Annotated in this window: 17 protein-coding genes and 1 pseudogene; 8 read left to right on the top strand and 10 right to left on the bottom strand. The window is 72.8% G+C overall.

Going from position 1 to position 17,742, the window contains the following annotated elements; genetic code table 11:
• Nucleotides 1–132 precede the first annotated feature (132 nt).
• Nucleotides 133–630: an SRPBCC family protein gene (locus CRP55_RS28305; RefSeq protein ID WP_097323187.1), complete on the top strand. Its 498-nt coding sequence runs from the start codon at nucleotides 133–135 to the stop codon at nucleotides 628–630.
• Here CRP55_RS28305 and rsgA read toward each other — a convergent pair.
• Complete coding sequence (gene rsgA, locus CRP55_RS28300; RefSeq protein ID WP_097323186.1) at nucleotides 599–1,627, bottom strand: ribosome small subunit-dependent GTPase A; 1,029 nt, start codon at nucleotides 1,625–1,627, stop codon at nucleotides 599–601. The genes CRP55_RS28305 and rsgA overlap by 32 nt on opposite strands.
• A gap of 78 nt (nucleotides 1,628–1,705) precedes the next feature.
• Here rsgA and CRP55_RS28295 point away from each other — a divergent pair, with 78 nt between their 5' ends.
• The 3 genes from CRP55_RS28295 (at nucleotide 1,706) to CRP55_RS28285 (ending at nucleotide 4,775) form a co-directional block, all read left to right on the top strand.
• On the top strand, nucleotides 1,706–2,473 hold the full coding sequence (locus CRP55_RS28295; RefSeq protein WP_218854719.1) for a DUF72 domain-containing protein: 768 nt from the start codon (nucleotides 1,706–1,708) through the stop codon (nucleotides 2,471–2,473).
• A gap of 367 nt (nucleotides 2,474–2,840) precedes the next feature.
• A complete protein-coding gene (locus tag CRP55_RS28290; protein WP_097323185.1) occupies nucleotides 2,841–3,266 on the top strand; it encodes an Hsp20/alpha crystallin family protein in 426 nt (141 codons plus the stop codon).
• 96 nt (nucleotides 3,267–3,362) lie between these two features.
• Nucleotides 3,363–4,775, top strand: a complete 1,413-nt coding sequence (locus tag CRP55_RS28285) for a reverse transcriptase family protein (RefSeq protein ID WP_143234940.1) — start codon at nucleotides 3,363–3,365, stop codon at nucleotides 4,773–4,775.
• Here CRP55_RS28285 and CRP55_RS28280 read toward each other — a convergent pair.
• Both CRP55_RS28280 and CRP55_RS28275 read right to left on the bottom strand, forming a co-directional pair.
• Nucleotides 4,770–7,223, bottom strand: coding sequence for an FtsX-like permease family protein (locus tag CRP55_RS28280; protein WP_179855364.1), 2,454 nt, complete (start codon nucleotides 7,221–7,223; stop codon nucleotides 4,770–4,772). The genes CRP55_RS28285 and CRP55_RS28280 overlap by 6 nt on opposite strands.
• Entirely contained in the window at nucleotides 7,220–8,011 is a 792-nt protein-coding gene (locus CRP55_RS28275; RefSeq protein ID WP_097323182.1) for an ABC transporter ATP-binding protein, read from the bottom strand. The genes CRP55_RS28280 and CRP55_RS28275 overlap by 4 nt, the downstream gene beginning before the upstream one ends.
• A gap of 134 nt (nucleotides 8,012–8,145) precedes the next feature.
• Between CRP55_RS28275 and CRP55_RS28270 the strand changes: the two genes are divergently transcribed.
• Entirely contained in the window at nucleotides 8,146–9,261 is a 1,116-nt protein-coding gene (locus tag CRP55_RS28270; RefSeq protein WP_097323181.1) for an acyltransferase family protein, read from the top strand.
• Here the strand turns inward: CRP55_RS28270 and CRP55_RS28265 are convergent.
• Nucleotides 9,224–9,913, bottom strand: coding sequence for a response regulator (locus CRP55_RS28265; protein WP_097323180.1), 690 nt, complete (start codon nucleotides 9,911–9,913; stop codon nucleotides 9,224–9,226). The genes CRP55_RS28270 and CRP55_RS28265 overlap by 38 nt on opposite strands.
• Nucleotides 9,910–11,097 carry a sensor histidine kinase gene (locus CRP55_RS28260; protein WP_179855363.1) on the bottom strand — a complete coding sequence of 396 codons (1,188 nt, stop codon included), beginning with the start codon at nucleotides 11,095–11,097 and terminating at the stop codon, nucleotides 9,910–9,912. Before CRP55_RS28260 ends, CRP55_RS28265 begins: the two co-directional genes overlap by 4 nt.
• Before the next feature lie 109 nt (nucleotides 11,098–11,206).
• Between CRP55_RS28260 and CRP55_RS54955 the strand changes: the two are divergent.
• Nucleotides 11,207–11,659 (top strand): annotated as a pseudogene (locus CRP55_RS54955) (DedA family protein); the annotation flags it as partial.
• A 140-nt stretch (nucleotides 11,660–11,799) separates the two neighbouring features.
• Here the strand turns inward: CRP55_RS54955 and CRP55_RS28250 are convergent.
• From CRP55_RS28250 to CRP55_RS52295, 4 genes are read right to left on the bottom strand one after another with little or no spacing between them, the layout of a single operon-like run.
• The gene (locus tag CRP55_RS28250; RefSeq protein WP_097323177.1) at nucleotides 11,800–12,993 is read right to left on the bottom strand and encodes an ABC transporter permease; all 1,194 of its coding nucleotides are present in this window, start codon (nucleotides 12,991–12,993) and stop codon (nucleotides 11,800–11,802) included.
• Nucleotides 12,990–13,676: an ABC transporter ATP-binding protein gene (locus CRP55_RS28245; RefSeq protein ID WP_097323176.1), complete on the bottom strand. Its 687-nt coding sequence runs from the start codon at nucleotides 13,674–13,676 to the stop codon at nucleotides 12,990–12,992. Before CRP55_RS28245 ends, CRP55_RS28250 begins: the two co-directional genes overlap by 4 nt.
• Nucleotides 13,673–14,749 carry a peptidoglycan-binding protein gene (locus CRP55_RS28240; RefSeq protein WP_143234938.1) on the bottom strand — a complete coding sequence of 359 codons (1,077 nt, stop codon included), beginning with the start codon at nucleotides 14,747–14,749 and terminating at the stop codon, nucleotides 13,673–13,675. The genes CRP55_RS28245 and CRP55_RS28240 overlap by 4 nt, the downstream gene beginning before the upstream one ends.
• Complete coding sequence (locus CRP55_RS52295) at nucleotides 14,746–15,312, bottom strand: hypothetical protein (RefSeq protein ID WP_179855362.1); 567 nt, start codon at nucleotides 15,310–15,312, stop codon at nucleotides 14,746–14,748. Before CRP55_RS52295 ends, CRP55_RS28240 begins: the two co-directional genes overlap by 4 nt.
• Nucleotides 15,313–15,441: 129 nt before the next feature.
• Between CRP55_RS52295 and CRP55_RS28235 the strand changes: the two genes are divergently transcribed.
• Together CRP55_RS28235 and CRP55_RS28230 are read left to right on the top strand one after the other, a co-directional pair.
• Nucleotides 15,442–16,800: a sensor histidine kinase gene (locus tag CRP55_RS28235; RefSeq protein WP_179855361.1), complete on the top strand. Its 1,359-nt coding sequence runs from the start codon at nucleotides 15,442–15,444 to the stop codon at nucleotides 16,798–16,800.
• Nucleotides 16,797–17,456, top strand: a complete 660-nt coding sequence (locus tag CRP55_RS28230; RefSeq protein WP_097323173.1) for a response regulator — start codon at nucleotides 16,797–16,799, stop codon at nucleotides 17,454–17,456. The genes CRP55_RS28235 and CRP55_RS28230 overlap by 4 nt, the downstream gene beginning before the upstream one ends.
• On the opposite strand, the gene CRP55_RS56285 is transcribed toward CRP55_RS28230, so the two are convergent.
• Nucleotides 17,423–17,665, bottom strand: a complete 243-nt coding sequence (locus tag CRP55_RS56285) for a DUF3099 domain-containing protein (RefSeq protein WP_369076907.1) — start codon at nucleotides 17,663–17,665, stop codon at nucleotides 17,423–17,425. The two genes, CRP55_RS28230 and CRP55_RS56285, sit on opposite strands and share 34 nt — an antisense overlap.
• Between the last annotated feature and the right edge of the window lie 77 nt (nucleotides 17,666–17,742).

Genomic DNA, 17,742 nt, shown 5'->3' with positions numbered 1-17,742 from the left:
GCCGAAGACGCCGACCGCCACGAACGCGAACACCACGGCACCGGCAGCGATCGAAGCACGCTTCACAGGCTGCGACTCTAGTCGGCGATCATACTGAGAAACTGACGCCGGCACTGATCTGGGAGTTCGTCGATGGCTGAGTTCACGGTTGTGCAAGAGGTGAACGCCCCCGCCACCGTGGTCTGGGCGGCCCTGGTGGACTGGCCCCGCCATGGTGATTGGGCGCCATTGACCGCCGTGCGTACCCTGCCCGGCCCCTCCGAGGGGACAGGTGCCACGTTCGTGGCCCGCAGCGGTGTGGGGCCGCTGGCGTTCGACGACCCGATGACCGTGGTCGGCTGGCAGCCGCCGTCCGGTGATGGCGAGCATGATCGGCTCGGGCGATGTGAGGTGCGCAAGTCGGGGCGCGTCGTGCACGGCCGGGCCTGGTTCTCGGTGACGCCTCTGCCGGGCCGGCGTTGCCGTGTGGTCTGGTACGAGGATGTGACCGTCTCCCCGCGGAAGATCACCCGATTCGCGGGGCCGGTGCTGTCTCTCGCCGGGCGTCTCGGCTTCGCGGCCACGTTGCGCGCCCTGGCCCGGGACGTTGAACAGGCGGTCACCGGCCGGCCTTCCGGCTCGCCTTCGTGATCCGCTTCCACTCCTGGCGCTGGGCGGCCATGGCCGCCGGATCGCTGCGCCGCGACTGGTAGGCCATCTCCCGCCGGATCGCATGCCAGCTGTGCAACCGTCGCTCGGGCAGCTCGCCGGCGGCCACCGCGGCCTCGACCGCGCAACCCTCATCGCCGTCGTGAGCGCAGTCCCGGAACCGGCAGTGCTCGGCCAGGGCGGCGATGTCGGTGAAGGTCTCCTCCACCGCGGCGTCGCTGGCGTACAGGTCGAGCGATCGAATCCCGGGCAGATCCAGCAGCACCCCGCCGATGCCCAGCCGGTACAGCTTCCGGGTGGTCGTCGTGTGCCGGCCCTGCCCGTCGCGCCGGACCTCCCGCACCGGCTCGGCGTGGCCTTCCAGCGCGTTGAGAAGCGACGTCTTGCCCACCCCGGACGGGCCGAGCATGGTCGTGGTCGTCCCGGCACCCATCCGCGACCGCAGCTCGTCGAGCCCTCGCCCGTCGACGGCGCTGGTCAGGACCACCGGCACCCCGGGCGCGGCCGCCTGGGCCTCGTCGACCATCGGGCCCGGGTCATCGGTGGCGTCCGCCTTCGTGAGCACGATCAGCGGATCGGCGCCGCTGTCCCACACCATCACGGAGAGCCGCTCGAGGTTCTTGAGATTGAGGCCCCGGTCGATCGGCAGCACGATCATCACCGTGTCGATGTTGGCCGCGAGGACCTGGATGTCCCTCTCGTTCGGGTCGGGACGTGACAGCGACGTCCGCCGCGGTACCACCCGCACCGGCTCCCCGCCGTCGATCACGATCCAGTCGCCGGCCACCGGCCGCAGGTTGAGATCGCGGCGCAACTCGAACAGCGTGGTCTCGGCTTCGGCATCGTACGGAAACCAGATCACTTCGATGCTCGGGCCGTGCACCACCGAGACCCGGCCCGGCCGCTCGGCCCCGGAGAAGAACAGGGGTGTGCCGGAAGCCCAGCCCAGCGAGGTCAGCCCGTCGAGAAGTTGGTTCATCGATCACCTCCGCTTGGCACAGGTTAGGTCACCTCGGGTGGGTATGAAACCGCTTATGACGGCGGTGAAGGTCGGTTTGTGCGGTGCCGGGATGGCGCTGACGTCGTACGCGCGTCGCTTCGAGGTGCTGGAGGTGCAGCAGACGTTCTACGAGCCGCCCCGCGAGGCGACGCTGCGCGGTGGCGGGCCGCTGTTCCGCCGGAGTTCGAGTTCACGGTCAAGGCGTGGCAGCTGATCACGCATGAGGCGAAGAGCCCGACCTACCGGCGGCTGCGCACGCCGTTGAGCGCCGACGAGCGGGCGGAGGCCGGCGGTTTCCGCTGGACGCCCGTTGTCGCTCGCGCCTGGGAGACGACGGTCGGCTGCGCCGAGATCCTGGGCGCGAGCGCGATCCTGCTCCAGTGCCCGGCGAGCTTCCGGCCGAGCGGGAGCGCCGTCGCGCGGCTGCGCGAGTTCTGCTTCCGGGCGCACCGGCCGGCCGGCGTCCGCCTGGTGTGGGAGCCGCGCGGGCCGTGGCCGGACGAGCTGGTCCGGGAGCTGTGCGAGGAGCTGGACCTGACCCACGCGGCCGACCCGTTCCTGCGCGTCAGCCTGACGCCGACGGCGTACTACCGGCTGCACGGCATCACCGGTGCCCGGCACGTCTACACCGACGACGAGCTGGCCCGGCTCGACGGCATCGTCGGCGCCGGACCGGCGTACGTCATGTTCAATAATCTGCCCCGCGCCGCCGACGCGGAGCGGTTCCGCCGGCTGGCGCACCCGGAATCAGGGGACTCAGGTGCCGGACGTCGCGGTGCCGGCAGTCCGGCTCGCACCAGCGTGTCGGGTGTCCGCGGCGGCTGAGCTCGGCGCGGGCGAAGCTCAGCCACGCCGGCGGCTCGTCGGTGCTGCCCTGGCCGGCCAGGTAGGCCGGGTAGTCCGGGTCGGGCAGCGCACGCGCGCGCTGATGGACGCAGGCATCGATGAGGGCGTCCTGGACTTCGTGCGGGCTGGCCGCGACATGCAGGACCCACCAGTCGGCGACCGGCGGCGGTGGCTGCGACCACATCGAGGATCACCTCCTACGAGCCGATTGACCTTCTCCTAGAAATAGGAGCTCTCGGGGCCGGACGCAAGGTCTTGACGCCGGATTCGAGTCGTTGTATTGGTGGAAGTGAGAGTTGAGTCGGAGGCACTCAACTGCCGGATGATTCCGAAGGGGGAAACGACCATGCTGATGCGCACCGATCCGTTCCGTGAAATCGACCGCGTCTTCGAGCAGTTCGTCGGCACCTCCGGCCGGCCCGCGGTCATGCACGTCGACGCCGAGCGTGACGGCGACTGGTTCTACGTCTACTTCGACCTGCCGGGCGTCGACCCGGACTCGATCGACCTGACCGTCGAGCAGAACGTGCTCCAGGTCCGGGCCGAGCGCCTGCGGACCCGCCGGGACGGCGTCGAGTCCGTGATCAGCGAGCGGCCGATGGGCGTCTTCAGCCGTCAGCTGTTCCTCGGCGACACCCTCGACACCGACAAACTCGAGGCGACGTACGACAACGGCGTGCTCACGCTGCGCATCCCGATCTCCGATCGGGCCAAGCCGCGGCGGATCAGCGTAGCCTCCGGCACCAGCGGACGGCGGCAGATCGCCGGCTGACCTTATGCTGGCCGGGTGGCAGCGTGTCCCGAGCTCGACCGTCGCCCGTCGTTCCGGCGGCGAGGGTCTCTCCGGGGTAACCCCGGGGAAGCTTGAGTGACCACCGCAGCGCATCGCCGGCGCGCCTCCGCGCTTCGCGCAGCCCGGCGCAGGCACGACCGGGAATCGTCGGGGCACGCTGCCGCCCGTACCCCGAAAGGGGCCCACCGGCAGTCGCCGTGGCAGGTCGCGGGCGCTCTGGCCGACGCCCTGCTCACCACGAGCTGGCGGCCCGAGGACATGGTGGCGACGGTCGGTTCCGTGGTGGCGGGCCGCCCGGCCTGGGCTCGGCGGCTGGTCGGGGCCGTGCTGCTGGCTTATCCGCGCGCCCCCGCCGACCGGCCCCGGGAACTGCGCCATTTCCTGGCCGGGCTCGAGGGCCGGCCGCGGGTCGCGGTGCGACGGGCGGTCGTCCGGCATCGGCCGGTGGTGCCGGTGCGGGTCGTACGGATGCGGTGGGGCGCGCCGGGTGTCGACGGCTTGGCGGGCCTCGCGGCGTTCCTCGATCTCGACGGCGACGCTCTCGACTGGTTCGCCGACCGCCGCGAGATCAATCGGCACGCCCGCGACGAGCGGCTGCGGCATTACCGCTACACCTGGCTTACGCACCGGCTGATCGAGGCGCCCAAGCCGCGGATGCGTGCGCTGCAACGGCAGTTGCTCGATCAGATCCTGTCGCGTGTGCCCGTGCACCCCAGCGTCCACGGATTCGTACCGGGCCGGGACGCGCACACTTTCGCGCGGGCCCACGCGGGCGCCAGTGTGCTGGTGAGCATGGACCTGCGTGCCTTCTTCTCCAGCATCACGGCGGCACGGATCCACGGGCTCTTCCTCGGCATCGGCTATCCGGAGCCCGTCGCGCACGCGCTGACCGCCCTCACCACCACGCGGACGCCGGCCCGGATCCTGCGTGCCGCCTCCGATCCGTACCTGGCCGCGCTGTTGCGGCAGCCGCACCTGCCGCAAGGGGCGCCCACGTCGCCCGCGCTGGCCAATCTCTGCGCCTTCCGGCTGGACCGGCGGCTGAGCGGGCTGGCCGGCCGCTTCGGCCTCACCTACGGGCGATACGCCGACGACCTGGCCTTCTCCGGCACGCTCGCCGACGGCCGTGTGGCGCGGCTCGTCGCCCTGGCCGGGCAGATCGCCCGGGAGGAGGGGTTCCGGGCGCACCCGGGCAAGACCCGGGTGCGGCGCCGGTCGCAGCGTCAGGAACTGACCGGCCTGGTCGTCAACGACCGTCCGGCGGTGCCCCGCGAGGACTACGATCGCTTGCGGGCCATCTTGCACAACGCGGCCACCCAGGGACTGGCGGCGGCCAACCGCGACGGTCACCCCGACTTCGCCGCCCACCTGGCCGGCCGTGTCGCGTGGATGTCCCATCACCACCCATCCCGCGCCGCGAAACTGAAGGACCTGCTCGACCGTGTACGGTCCTCGGGCCCAGAGGTGTCGGTGGAGCGCCGGTCATGACCGGCGGCGCAGGAGTGCCCGGGCCGGCAGGGTGACCGCGAGCAGGGCCAGACCGGTTGCGGCGGCGGCGAAACAGCCGTACGTCAGAAGCGGGATGTGCGGTGCTTCGCCGGTGGTTCCGCGCATCATCGGGATCAGCGTGGCCGCGGCGATGGCGGAACCAAGGACGACGCCGGCGAGGGAGACGAGCAGGCTCTCCCAATGGAGCATCGCGAGGACCTGACGCCGGGTGGAGCCGACCAGGCGCAGCATGCCCAGCTCGCGGCGCCGGTCGAGGACGGTCATGACCAGGGTGTTGACGGCGGCGATGGCCGCGAAGCCGCCCAGGACCGCGGCCATCGCGTTGTTGGTCCACGCGCCCAACTCCGCGTCCAGGCTCCGCCGGGTGGCGTAGCCGTCGGCGTCGGTGACCGTTCCCAGGGCCTCGAGCGGTTCGGCCGGGCCGCCCCGCACCAGCAGGGCGTTGTCGAATTCTGAGGTGACGTGCCCGGCCAGCGACGCCCGGTCCATGGTCACGGTGCCGAGTCCGAGGCCGCGGCCGTACACCGCGATGATCTCGGGACTGATCTCGGTGCCGTCGGGAAGGTAGAGCGCGAGCCGGTCGCCGACACCCCGGCCGGCCGCGGTGGCCAGGGTGGTGTCGATGGCGATCCGGTCACCGCCCAGCGCGTCGAGGCTGCCGTCGCGGACGTCCAGATCCTGCACCTTGGCCAGCTCGGCGCCGGAGCCGGTGACGCCCTGGACCGTCGCGCCCTGCAGCGACGTGAACTCGCCGGTGCCGACCGGCACCAGCGCCTGGGTGGTGAGCACGGCCACAACGGCTTCCACGCCGGGCGTACGGGCGGCCCCGTCCACCGCGTCGACCGCGAGGCCGGCCGGGTTCGTGACGACGTGGTCGGCCGTGAGACCCGCGCGCAGTTGCTTGCCGGCGGCGTGGTTCTCGCTCGTGTGCATGAAGACGAGGGTCGAGGCGAAGGCCATGGCCAGCACGATCGGGGTGAAGGCCGAGGCGAGCCGGCGAGTGTTCGTACGGGAGTTGGCGGCCGCGAGCCCGGCCGCCGGCCCGCCGCCGCGCAGAGGCAGGCCGAACAGGCCGGCGCACAACCGGGCCAGCAACGGCCCGAGCAGCCCGACCGCCAGCATGAACAGCATGACCACGCCGAGCGCGGCGCCGGCCGCGTCGTTGCCGGCCGAGCGGGCCGCGATGCCGGTGAGCCCGATGCCGCCGAGGAGGGCGGCGACGCCGAGGACGGTGCGGAGGCCGCCCGGCCGCAGCCGTTGCATCGACGCGTCGGTGAGCGCCTGACCCGGCCGGGTCCGCGCCGGGCGCCGGCCCGCCATCCAGCCGGCGGCCAGAGCCGTGAGCAGCCCGACGGCGACCGCGATGAGCAGCGGCGTCGCCGAGAGGTGCAGCCGCGCCGCGGCCGGGACGGCGCCGCGGTCCTGCAACTGCCCGAACCACCAGTGCGCGAGCCCCAGGCCGGGCAGAAGGCCGGCGATCCCGGCGAGCGGTGCGATCAGCAGCGCCTCGGCGGCGACCGCGCGGCGGATCTGCCGTGGGGTGGCCCCGACGGCACGCAGCAGGGCGAACCCTCTGGCCCGCTGGGACACGGACAGGGCCACTGTCGCGGCCGCGGTGAAGATCGCCACGATGGTGGCGATGCCACCGAAGGAGCCGCCGATGCCGAAGAGGATCTCCTTGGCGTAGCCGAGGCCGGGATCCTCCACGGCGCCGCGGTCGTCGCCCGCGTGCACCTGGACTTCGGAGCCGGCCAGCGTCGCGGTCACCGAAGCGGCGAGCGCGGTGGCGTCGGTGCCCGGCGGCGCCAGCACGGCGATGGCGTCGGCCCGGCCGGGGTGCCCGGCGAGCGTGGCCGCCTGGTCGTCGGCGAACCAGGCCAGCGGGCCGCCCGTGTCGGCGATGCCGGACACGCGGAAATCCCGCCGCCCGGAAGCGGTCTCGAAGGTGACGGTGTCGCCGACGGCGGCCGCGTCCCGAGCGAGCACGACTTCGCCGTCACGAGGCTCGGCGCCGGCCGTCAACGTGGTACCGGTCAACAGGTGTGAGCCCCACCCGTGGCCGGTGAGCGAGGCCCCGCGCGTGTGTACCGGGAAGGTGTAGTCCGCGACCGCCGCGGTCGCACCCGGTGCCGTGGCCGCCCTGGCCGCGAGCCCGGCGTCCAGCCGTGCTGTGTCCGGCAGCGGCACCGCTTCCCTCTCGGCGTCCTCACCGCTGCCGGTGACGATGTACTCGTACTGGTCGGCGGCGACGACGACCGGCGCGTTCGCGTAGCGTGCCGGCGGCACCGATGCGCGCAGGCCGGTTTCCAGAAGGATGCCGCAGGCCGAGACGATCAGCGCCGACATCAGCAGGGCGAAGAAGGTTCCCGCGAACGACGCGGGCTTGAACCGGATGGCCGCACGGGCGAGTCCGTTGGGGCGCATCATGCCGCCGCACCCGCCATCACACCCGAGCGAAAGTTGCCGGCGCCGAGGGCGGCCATCCGGGCCGCGATGCGGGCCGGCGAACCGCGCTCCAGGCTGTCGGCGAACGCGCCGTCGGCGAGGAACAGCACCCGGTCGGCCCAGGCGGCGGCGACCGGGTCATGGGTGACCATGACGACGGTGGCGCCGAGGCCGTCCACCGCTTGCCGGAGCAGGCCGAGGACCTCGGCCGCGGTGCCGGTGTCGAGGGCGCCGGTGGGCTCGTCCGCGAAGATCACGTCCGGGTTGGTGACCAAGGCGCGGGCGACGGCCACCCGCTGCTGCTGGCCGCCGGACAGCTCGCCGGGGCGGCGCCGCGCCTTGTCGGCGAGCCCGACCTTGCCGAGCACCTCGGCCGCCCGCCGGCGATCCTGGCGTTGCCCGGCCAGCCGCAGGGGCAGCAGGACGTTCTGCTCCACCGTCAGCGACGGCAACAGGTTGAACGCCTGGAACACAAAGCCGAGCCGGCCGCGCCGCAGTTCGGTCAGCTCGTTCTCGTTCATCCCGGTGATCTCCGTGCCGCCCAGGCGCACGGAGCCCTCCGACGGCCGGTCAAGGCCGGCCGCGCACTGCAGGAACGTGGACTTGCCCGACCCCGACGGGCCCATGACGGCCGTGAACGTGCCGCGCGGCAACGCCAGGTCGATCCCCGCGAGGGCGTTCACCGTGCGCGCCCCGCGGCCGTACCGTCGCCGGACCCCGCGGAGCTCGACCGCGAGAGTGGTGTCACCAGGAGCCTTCGTCTGCCTCATGGGGACAAGCGTGGGGAACCGGTGGCGCGCCCGGCATCAGTCCGCGGGACCATGCCGGCTACATCTCGCGCCCGACGCGGCCGGGCCCTGGCCGTTCTTAGCTTCGGTGCCTCTTCAACAGTGGAAGGGGCATCATGCGCCAGCGGGACAGATTCATCGACGGACTCCGGGCTCTGGCCATTCTCGGCGTCGTGAGTGGACATTGGCTGGTCGGTGCGCTGGTCGCGACACCGGCCGGCGGGCTGCGGATCGACAGCCCGATGCGCCATCTGGAGTGGCTGCACCCGGCCACCTGGTTCCTGCAGATGCTGGGACTGTTCTTCCTCGTCGGCGGGTACACGGCGGCGCAGGGGCTGCGCCGGGCGCGGGAGCGGGGCGAGACCGACGCGCACTGGGTGCGCCGAAGGCTGTGGCGGATCGGGCGGCCCGTTGTGGCCGCGGCGGTGATCCTGGCGGTGGCGCTGCCGGTGCTGAGCCTGGCCGGGCTGGGGGCCGGCACCGCTCGTACGACAGTGGTCCTGTTCCTTCAGCCCTTGTGGTTCATGGGCGTGTACGCGGTGATCACCGCGCTCACCCCGTACGCCCTCAAGCTGGACCGGATCGGTGGCCTGCGGGTCGTCCTGGCCTGCGCGGCGGCCGTGGCCGTGGTGGACCTGCTGCGCTTCGGCCCGGACGTGGAGCCGGTCGCCGTCGGATATCTGAGCGTGCTTCCGGCCTGGTTCTTCGCCTACCAGCTGGGGGTGTCCTGGTCGGCCGGGCGGGTCGGACCGCGCGTGGCGGCCGGCCTGCTCGCCGGTGGCCTGGCGGTGTTCGTGTTCCTGCTGGTCGTGGCGGACTACCCGGTGAGCCTCGTGAGCGTGCCCGGGTCAGTACGGTCGAATTCGAACCCGCCGTCGCTGATGGTCCCGGCTCTCGCCGCGATGCAGGCCGGCGCCGCGCTGCTGCTGCGCGCCCGGATCGAGCGGGTCCTGCGCCGGCCCCGCGTGTGGGCCGCGGTGACCGTGCTCAACCTGAGCGCGATGAGCGTGTTCTGCTGGCATCAGGTGGCGCTCGTGGGTGTCTCCGAGGTCGCCCGGCGGTTCGGCACGCTGCCCGGCCTCGGCGACGTGCCCGCCGACGGCGGCTGGGTCGTGGCCCGCCTCGCCTGGTACCCGGTGCTCGGTCTCGTCCTGGCCGGCCTCGTCGTGCTGGTGCGCCGCTTCGAGAACGCGCCTATCGAGCCTCCGGTGAACCGGGCCGCCCGGGTGTGACCAGGCCGTTCTCGTAGCCGAAGACCACGGCTTGTACCCGGTCGCGCAGACCGAGCTTCTGCAGGATCCGGCTGACGTGGGTCTTGGTGGTCGGCTCCGAGATGAACAGGGAGGCGGCGATCTCGGTGTTGGACAACCCCTGGGCGAGCAGGCGCAGGACCTCCCGCTCACGGTCGGTCAGAGCGTTCAGCGCGACCGCGCCGGCGTTGCGGCGCGGTCGCGCCTCGACGAAGTTCTCGATGAGCCGCCGGGTGATGCGCGGCGCCAGCAGCGCCTCGCCGCCGGCCACCACCCGGACGGCTTGGACCAGGTCCGCGGGCTCGCTGTCCTTGAGCAGGAACCCGCTGGCTCCGGCCTGCAGCGCCTCGTAGATGTAGTCGTCGAGGTCGAACGTCGTCAGCATCAGCACCCGCGGCGTGTGCCCGGCCGGGCGTTCCGGGCCGAGCAGGGCCCGGGTGGCGGCGAGCCCGTCGAGCACCGGCATCCGCACGTCCATCAGAACGACGTCGGGCCGTAGCCGGCGGCTGCTGTCCACGCCGGCCTGCCCGTTCTCCGCTTCGCCCACCACCTCGATGTCGGGTTGCGCCTGCAGGATGGCCCGGATGCCCATCCGGATCATCGACTGGTCGTCCACGATGAGGGCGCGGATCATTGCTCGGCGCCGATCGGCAGGCGGGCCGCCACCCGATAGCCGCCGCCGGCGCGGACGCCGGTCTCCAGCGTCCCGCCGACCTGCCGGACCCGTTCACGCATGCCGGTCAGCCCGTGACCGGTCAGCTCGGGCGACTCCATCGGCTCGGCCGGCCGCGGCGCGGACTCGTTCACGACGGACAGCAAAAGATCACTTCCTTCAATGCGGAGTTCGATTTGCGTACGGGCGCCGGGCGCGTGCCGGATGACGTTACTCAGCGACTCCTGGACGAGGCGGTAGGCGGCCAAAGCCACGCGCTCCGGCACGGCCGCCGCCCGTACGGCCGCGGTCTGGCGAACCTCGACCGGCAGGCCCGCCCGTTCCGCCGACGCCACCAGGTCCGGCAACCCGTCCAGGCCGGGCACCGGGGACAACTCGGCGTCCGCGTCCTGCGCCCGCAGCACGGACAGCAGCTGCCGCATCTCGCGCATGGCCGCCCGCGCGCCGGTGGCGATCCGGGTGAACTCCGCCTCCGCCCGCGGGTCCAGGTCGTCGATCCGGTACGACGCGGAGGTGGCCTGCATGTGGATCACCGACATGCCGTGCGCCACGACATCGTGCAGCTCGCGCGCGATCCGGGTGCGCTCCTCGGCGATCGCTCGCTGGTTCTGCTCGATCTCGACGTCGCGGCGCGCGTCGGCGAGCTCCCGGCGGACCTCCCGCCAGCGGCGGACCAGCATGACGGCGCCCACGACGAGCGCCGACAGCGCCGGATAGAGGATCTCGATCAGCAGCCCGTCCCCGACCGAGCGGCCGCGCGGATCGAGCAGGGCCACGACGGGCAGGAGCACCGAGCTCACGCTCCACGTCAGCGTCGTGGCGCGCCAGTCGCAGCGGGCCGAGACCAGACCGGTGTGCGCGATCAGCGTCAGCAGTCCCGGCACGGTGAGCGGCCACGTCGACACGGAGCCGGGCGGCAGGGCCAGCGCGACGACGACCACGGCCAGCAGTTGCAGAGCTGTCGCCTCGCGCGGCCGGATGAGGATCAGGGGCAGCGCGGCGGCCTGTGCGATGCCGGTGAGCACCGCGACCAGCGGAGGTATGCCGAACACCAGCGCGGACAGGGCCGCGTTCACGGGCAGGGCGACGAGCGCCAGCCCGCCGGCGACCAGCCACCACCGCAACCATTCGATCGGCGCTGTCACGTTCACACCGTATCCGGAAGATCCATGTCCGGCGTCCGACCGGCGATGCATACGACCCCCTTCCCGAGGATGACGCCTCGGCCGGTGCCGGAGATCCACGCTTGCCGGCATGGAACTGATTTCCCTGCTCAGCCCGGTGATGACCTCGCCGATGCTCTACCCGCTGCTGGCCGCGCTGGTCGGCGTGGACGGCGTCGTGCCGGTCGTCCCGTCCGAGGCGGCGGTGCTGACGGCCGGCGTGTTCGCCCGCGCCGGCACGCCGAACCTGCTGCTGGTCATCGTGGCGGCCGCGGTCGGCGTGTTCGTCAGCGACCACCTCGTGTACGGCCTCGGCCGCACCGCCGCCGGTCCGCGGCTGCTCGGCCGTTTCCCGCGGATCGGCCGGGCCGTCGCCGTGGCCGGCCGGCGGATCGAGCGCCGGCCCGGCCTGCTGATCGTGGTGTCCCGGTTCCTGCCGGGTGGCCGTCTCACGACGAATCTCGCCTGTGGCACGGCGCGGGTGCCGCTGTCCCGGTTCAGCCCGGCCTCGGCGCTCGCCGCGGTGGCGTGGGCGTCGTACCACGCCGGGCTGGGTGTGCTGGGAGGTTCCGCCTTCGCCGAGAACCCGCTGATCGGGATCGCGATCGGTCTCGGGTTGTCGTTCGTGGTGGGCGGCGTCGTCGCACTGATCCGTCGCCGGCCCCGGCCGGTGCTGCGAGCCGTTCAGCCTTGGCAGCCGCCGCGGAGAGCGTCGGTGGGGGACAGCCGGGCGGCCCGCACCGCCGGGTACAGGCCGGCGCAGCCGCCGATCACCACGGCCGCGGCGAGGCCCGCGCCCACCGCGGCGGCCGGGATCAGCGTTTGCCAGCCGTGACTGGTCGCCATCGCGTAGGTCACGGTGACGCCCAGCACGATGCCGGCCATCCCGCCGCCGGCTCCCAGCAGCAGCGACTCCGTCAGGAACTGGACCGCGACGTGTCGCCGGGTCGCTCCCAGCGCGCGGCGCAGGCCGATCTCGCCGCGTCGTTCCAGGACCGAGATCACCAGGACGTTGGCGATGCCGATGCCGCCGACCAGCAGCGCTACCGCGCCCAGGCCCAACAGCAGGACGGTGGTGCCGTCGGTGACGGCGAGGCGGGCGGTGAGCGCCTCGGAGGGCCGGCTCACGGCGACCTGTTCGGGATGGCCGGGACAGGCCGCGCGGCCCAGCAGGCCGGCGACTTCGTCCGTACGCTCGGTCTGCGTCCGTACGAAGATCCGGGTCGGGTTTCCCTGATAGCCGAGGTAGGCGGCCGCCACGGGCGCGCCGATCAGCGCCGACGCGTCCAGCTCGGGTGTCAGCTCCACCGGGGCCAGGATGCCGACCACGGTGAACCAGTGATCGCCGAGGTGGATCCGGGGACCTTCGGCGACGTCGTGGATGCCCAGCGAGGTGGCGGCGTAGTGGCCCAGCACCACCACCGGGTAGCGGGACAGGGCGGCGTCCAGGAAACGGCCGTTCAGCAACGAACCGTCCACAGTGGTGAGCAGGGCCGGATCGGTGACCCGCACGGACAGCCCGCCGGTGCGCCCGGCCGGGATCCGGTCGTTGCGGTAGACCGGCACCCCGAGCGTCGCGGTGGCCGCCGAGGTGAGCACCCCGTCCGTGCGGGCCACCGCGGCGCCCGCGGTCACCGGCAACTCGGCCTCCGCGCCTTGGATGGTTTTGCCGTTGGCCACGGTGAGCAGGTTCGTGCCCACCCGGTCGATGCCGGCCAGCACGTCGGCCTGGCTTGATCGGGTGACGCCGAGCACGGCCACCATGGCCGCGATCCCGATCGCCACCCCGAGGATGGACAGCGCGGCCCGGCCGGGCCGGGACCGCAGGCCCACGGTGCTCACCGGGAGCAGGTCGGCGATCCGCAGCCGCGATCTCACGAGACACCCCCGCTGTCCCGTACGACCTGGCCGTCGCACAGCTCGACCCGGCGCCGCATGGCCTGGGCCACGCGGGCGTCATGCGTGATCACGACGATGGTGACGCCGCCGGCGTTCAGCTCGTTCAACAGCGTGATGATGCCCTCGCCGGTCACCGAGTCGAGGTTGCCGGTGGGCTCGTCGGCCAGCACCACGGCCGGCCGGCCGACCAGGGCCCGGGCGATCGCCACCCGCTGGCGCTCGCCGCCGGACAGGTGCGCCGCCGGGAAGTCGGCCCGGTGGGCCAGACCGACCCGCCGCAGGGCGGCTCGGGCCGCTCGCCGGCGCTCGGCCGCGGGTAGGCCGCGATAGAGCAGACCGGTCGCGACGTTCTCGGCCGCGCTCAGCCGTTCCAGAAGGAAGAACTGCTGGAAGACGATGCCGAGACGGTGCGCGCGTACGCCGGAGAGGCGGCGGTCGCTCAGCTTCTCGACCGGGTGGCCGGTGATGCGGACCGAGCCGCCGGACGGCCGGTCCAGGCCGGCGGCGAGGTTGAGCAGGGTGGTCTTGCCGGACCCGGACGGCCCGGCCACGGCGACCAGTTCGCCGCTGTGCACGGTGAGCGTGACCCCGCGCAGGGACTCCACCGGCGGGGTGCCGGGATAGACCTTGCGGGCGTCGATCAGTTCCAGGACGGCGGTCATGTGGCCGGCACCTCCACGGACTGGCCCTCGGTGAGGCCGCCGGCGATCTCCACCTGGCCGCTGTTCTCGTCGAAGGAGGCTGGCTCGACCCGCACCACGGAGCCGTCGGAGAGGCGGACCTGATAACCGCCGCCGGGCCGGGCGAGCAGGGCAGCGATCGGGATCAGCAGCACGTTGCGCCGTTCCCCGGTGACGATGTCGACGTCCACCGGCGCCTCGTCCAGGGTGAACCCCGGGGGCGGGCGAAAGGTGATGGTGAGCGGCACGGTCGCTGCGCCGCCGTCCTCCTCGGCCTCGGCCGTCGCGGCCAGGCCGATTGCGGCGACCCGGCCGGGCAGCGGGTCGGCGTCCGGCAGCGAGACCTCGACGCGGGCGCCGACCCGTACGGTGGCCAGCTCGGCGGTGTCCAGTTGGCCGATCACCGCCCGGTTCGTCGACGTGCCGGTGAGCACCGTCGTCGCCGGCTCGACGGGGGCGCCGACGCGGGCCGGAACCTGTGTCACTCGCAGCGCGGTGGGCAGGAAGACGATCTGCCCTTGGCCGAGGCGCCCGGTGCGCTGGTAGGGCTTGCGACCCCAGGAGGCCTCCCACCGCCGGATCGCCGCCGCGGTGGCCGCGCTGAAGTGCCGGTCCACGGTGATCCGCCGGTGCGGGTCGAATCCCATCGCGACGAGGTTGCGTTCCAATTGGCGTACGTCGGGGCCGTCGCTCATCCCGGACTCGAGGTCGCGATAGACCGGGACGGCGCCCAGCAGCAGCCGGACCGGGGCGTCGGCCACCCGGTACAGGACACCACCGCGGCCGATCGTCGCACCGGGGCGAGGAGCCGCGGTGAGCACGCCCGGGGGGCCCGGGTGATCGACGGTGTAGGAGCCGGAGTAGCCGAGCGCGCCGCCGATCCGCACCCGGCTGGTGAGCGTGCCCCGAACGACCGGGGCCGTTCCGGTCGCTATCGCGGCGGCCGGCGGTGAGGCGTTCGGTTCGGACCGGGCGGCGTACGCCACGCCGGCGACGAGCGGGGCGGCCACGGCGACCGCGATCGCGGCCGTGGTCATGCCGCGCCGGCGGCTCACTTCTTGCCTCCGCCGTTGTCGTGGACCTTGATGTCACCGCTCCAGATGTGCTTGCACGCCTTGTCCAAGGCTTCGCTCTGCCGGCCCGAGATGCCGTTCGCCAAAGAGGTCCCACGGAGGTCGAACTCGCCGGCGGCGTTCGGGTCCGGCCATGCCGGCAGGCCGTGCTGGCGAACGCATTTCGCGAACTCGGCCAGCTTGCGCAGATCCTCGGCGGTGACGGCCTGCTTGGGCCGGAAGGCGTTCGGCGGGTACCGGTCCTCGATGGACTTGCACGCCTCGATGATGCCCGGATGCGCCGCGAGGTCGCGCTTCCATTCGTACCCGCCCTGGTTGGGGAACTGAAGGTAGCCCTCCGGGGTGAGCTGTGCGTCGGGCATCCGGGTCATGCCTTTGTCGCGCATGCACCGGACCCATTCCTGGCCGAGCGCCAGCAGTTGTTGCGGGGCCGCCGAGGTGGAGGCCGACGGGCCGGCGGACCGGCCGCGCCCGCCGGCGTCGCACCCGGCGACCCCGGCCGCGATCAGTGCGGTGATCAGTACAGCGGATGTCGTTCTGGTCATGGCTCTCACGGTGGCCGCCGCGGTGATCGACTTCGTCCTACCCGGGTCGGTCCTTCCGCCGGCGCCGGTACCACGGACGTAGCACCTGAGTCCGATGCCGGCGGGGTGCCGGCTCCCTACCATGAGAGCGTGTCCCGGTACTCGCCGCGCCACCTGTTGACCGACGCCACCCTGGCGCTGGCCCTGATCCTGCTGACCCTGGGGCCCGGGCTGGTGAAAGGATGGGTCACTCCGACGAAGCCGGGCGACCCGTCGACGTACCTGGACCGGTCCGGTCTCCCGGCCGGCGAGCCTTGGTGGATCTTCGCCGCGCTGATCGTCGGTGGTGTGCTGATCCGGCAGCGGTGGCCGTTCACCGGCCTGGTGCTGGCCGCCGCCGGCACGGTCGGTCACCTGGCCCTGCAGACCAAGTTCCAGTTGCTCGATCTGGCGCTCCCGCTGATGCTCTACACCGTGGCGACGGTCGCCCGCCGTCGCCGCCATTCGGTCGCCGTGCTGGCGCTGGCGATGCTGATGACGTACGCCGCGATGCTGGGCGGCCGGTTCCACGTCGACCAGGAGACCGCCGTGTGGTCCGGCAAGGAGGTCGAACAGCAGCAGCTCAAACAGGAGGCGGCCGGCGGAGAGCCGGTGGCGACGGTGATGCGCAAGACGCTCGATCCGCCGTCGGTGTTCGCGCCCGACCGGCTGCTCGACGCGGGCCAGGCAGTGATGGAGATGTGGTTGCTGCTGATCGCGGCGTTCGCGATCGGCGACGCGATGCGCAGCCGTCGTGCCCATCTGGCCGCGGTCGAGCAGCGCACCGCCGACCTGGCCCGGGAGGAGCGGCAGCGGGCGGCGCTCGCGGTCGCGGCCGAGCGCACCCGGATCACCCGGGAGTTGCACGACGTCGTCGCGCACGGCATGTCGGTGATGGTGGTGCAGGCACAGGGCGCGGCCGCCGCGCTGGACCGGCACCCCGACCGGGCCGCCACCGCGCTGCAACACGTGATCGAGGTGGGCCGGTCGTCGCTGGCCGAGATGCGCCGGCTGATCGCCGCCGGGCGCACCGACCCGGCCGAGGACCCGCAACTCGCCCCGCTGGCCGGTGTCGGCGCCGTCCCCGCGCTCGTCGACGAGCTGCGCTCGACCGGGATGCGCGTCGAGTTGCACGTCGACGGGGTGCCCACGGCGATGCCGGCGGCGGTGGACGTGTCGGCGTACCGGATCGTGCAGGAGGCGCTCACCAACACGCTGCGGCATGCCGGGCCGGGCGCCGGCGCGACGGTGCTGCTCGAGTTCCACCCCGAACGGCTGCGGGTCGTGGTCGCCGACGACGGCACCGGCCCGGCCGAGGGAGCCGACGACGGGGGCAACGGGTTGCGCGGCATCGCCGAGCGGATCGCGATGTTGGGCGGCACGCTCGACGCGGGCTCGGCCGGCGGCGCCGGATTCCGCGTCTGCGCGACGCTGCCGCTGCGGGCCGGCGAAAGCCTCGTACCCCGATGACCGTACGGGTGGTGCTGGTCGACGATCAGACGCTGGTCCGCACCGGCTTCCGGCTGGTGCTGGAGGAGACCGCCGACATCGAGGTGGTGGGCGAGGCGGCCGATGGGGTCCAGGCGCTCGACGTGGTGGACCGGACCCGGCCGGACGTGGTGCTGATGGACGTCCGGATGCCCGGCCTCGACGGGATCGAGGCGACCCGCCGGATCAGATCCGGTCCGCACCCGGCCCGCGTGATCATCTTGACCACGTTCGACCTGGACGAATACGTCCTGGCCGGGCTCCGGGCCGGGGCGAGCGGTTTCCTGCTCAAGGACGCCCTCGCCGCCGACCTGATCTCCGCCGTCCGGGTGGTCGTCGCCGGCGAGTCGGTGGTCGCACCGAGCGTGACCCGCAGGCTGATCGCCCACTACCTGGGCAGCGCGCCGGCCACGCCGGCCGCGGCCGGCCGGCTGAGCGTCCTGACCGGCCGGGAGCGGGAAGTCCTCACGCTGGTGACACGCGGACTGTCCAACGCGGAGATCGCGGCGGCGCTCTGCCTCTCGGAGAGCACCGTCAAGACTCACCTCGGGCGAATCCTGGCCAAACTCGACCTCCGGGACCGGGTGCAGGCCGTGATCCTCGGCTACGAGTGCGGCCTGGTCGAACCCACCCGATAGATCACGCCGCCGGCCGGGGAGCAGCACCATGCCCACATCCGGGAGGGGTACGCGCTGACCACGACGGTACCTACGACCAGAAGGCCCGCCCGCACGCTCATCATCAGTAGGTAGCGTTTGTGCCGGGCACGGAGAAGCTCTTGCTGACTTCGCGCCGCGTTCGTGATGAGAACGGGCTGCTTCGACGGCTGCACGGCGGTCACCAACATCGCGCGGCACAGCCACGCCACCCACGCGCTCACACCACATCGAGCGAATGAGAGTCCGTCGACGGCTGCGTGCCGGC

The sequence above is a fragment of the Paractinoplanes atraurantiacus genome (genome assembly GCF_900215205.1).
Classification (GTDB): domain Bacteria; phylum Actinomycetota; class Actinomycetes; order Mycobacteriales; family Micromonosporaceae; genus Actinoplanes; species Actinoplanes atraurantiacus.
The sequence above is the reverse complement of the archived record's forward strand: the minus strand, read 5'-3'. Positions and strand labels throughout refer to the sequence as shown.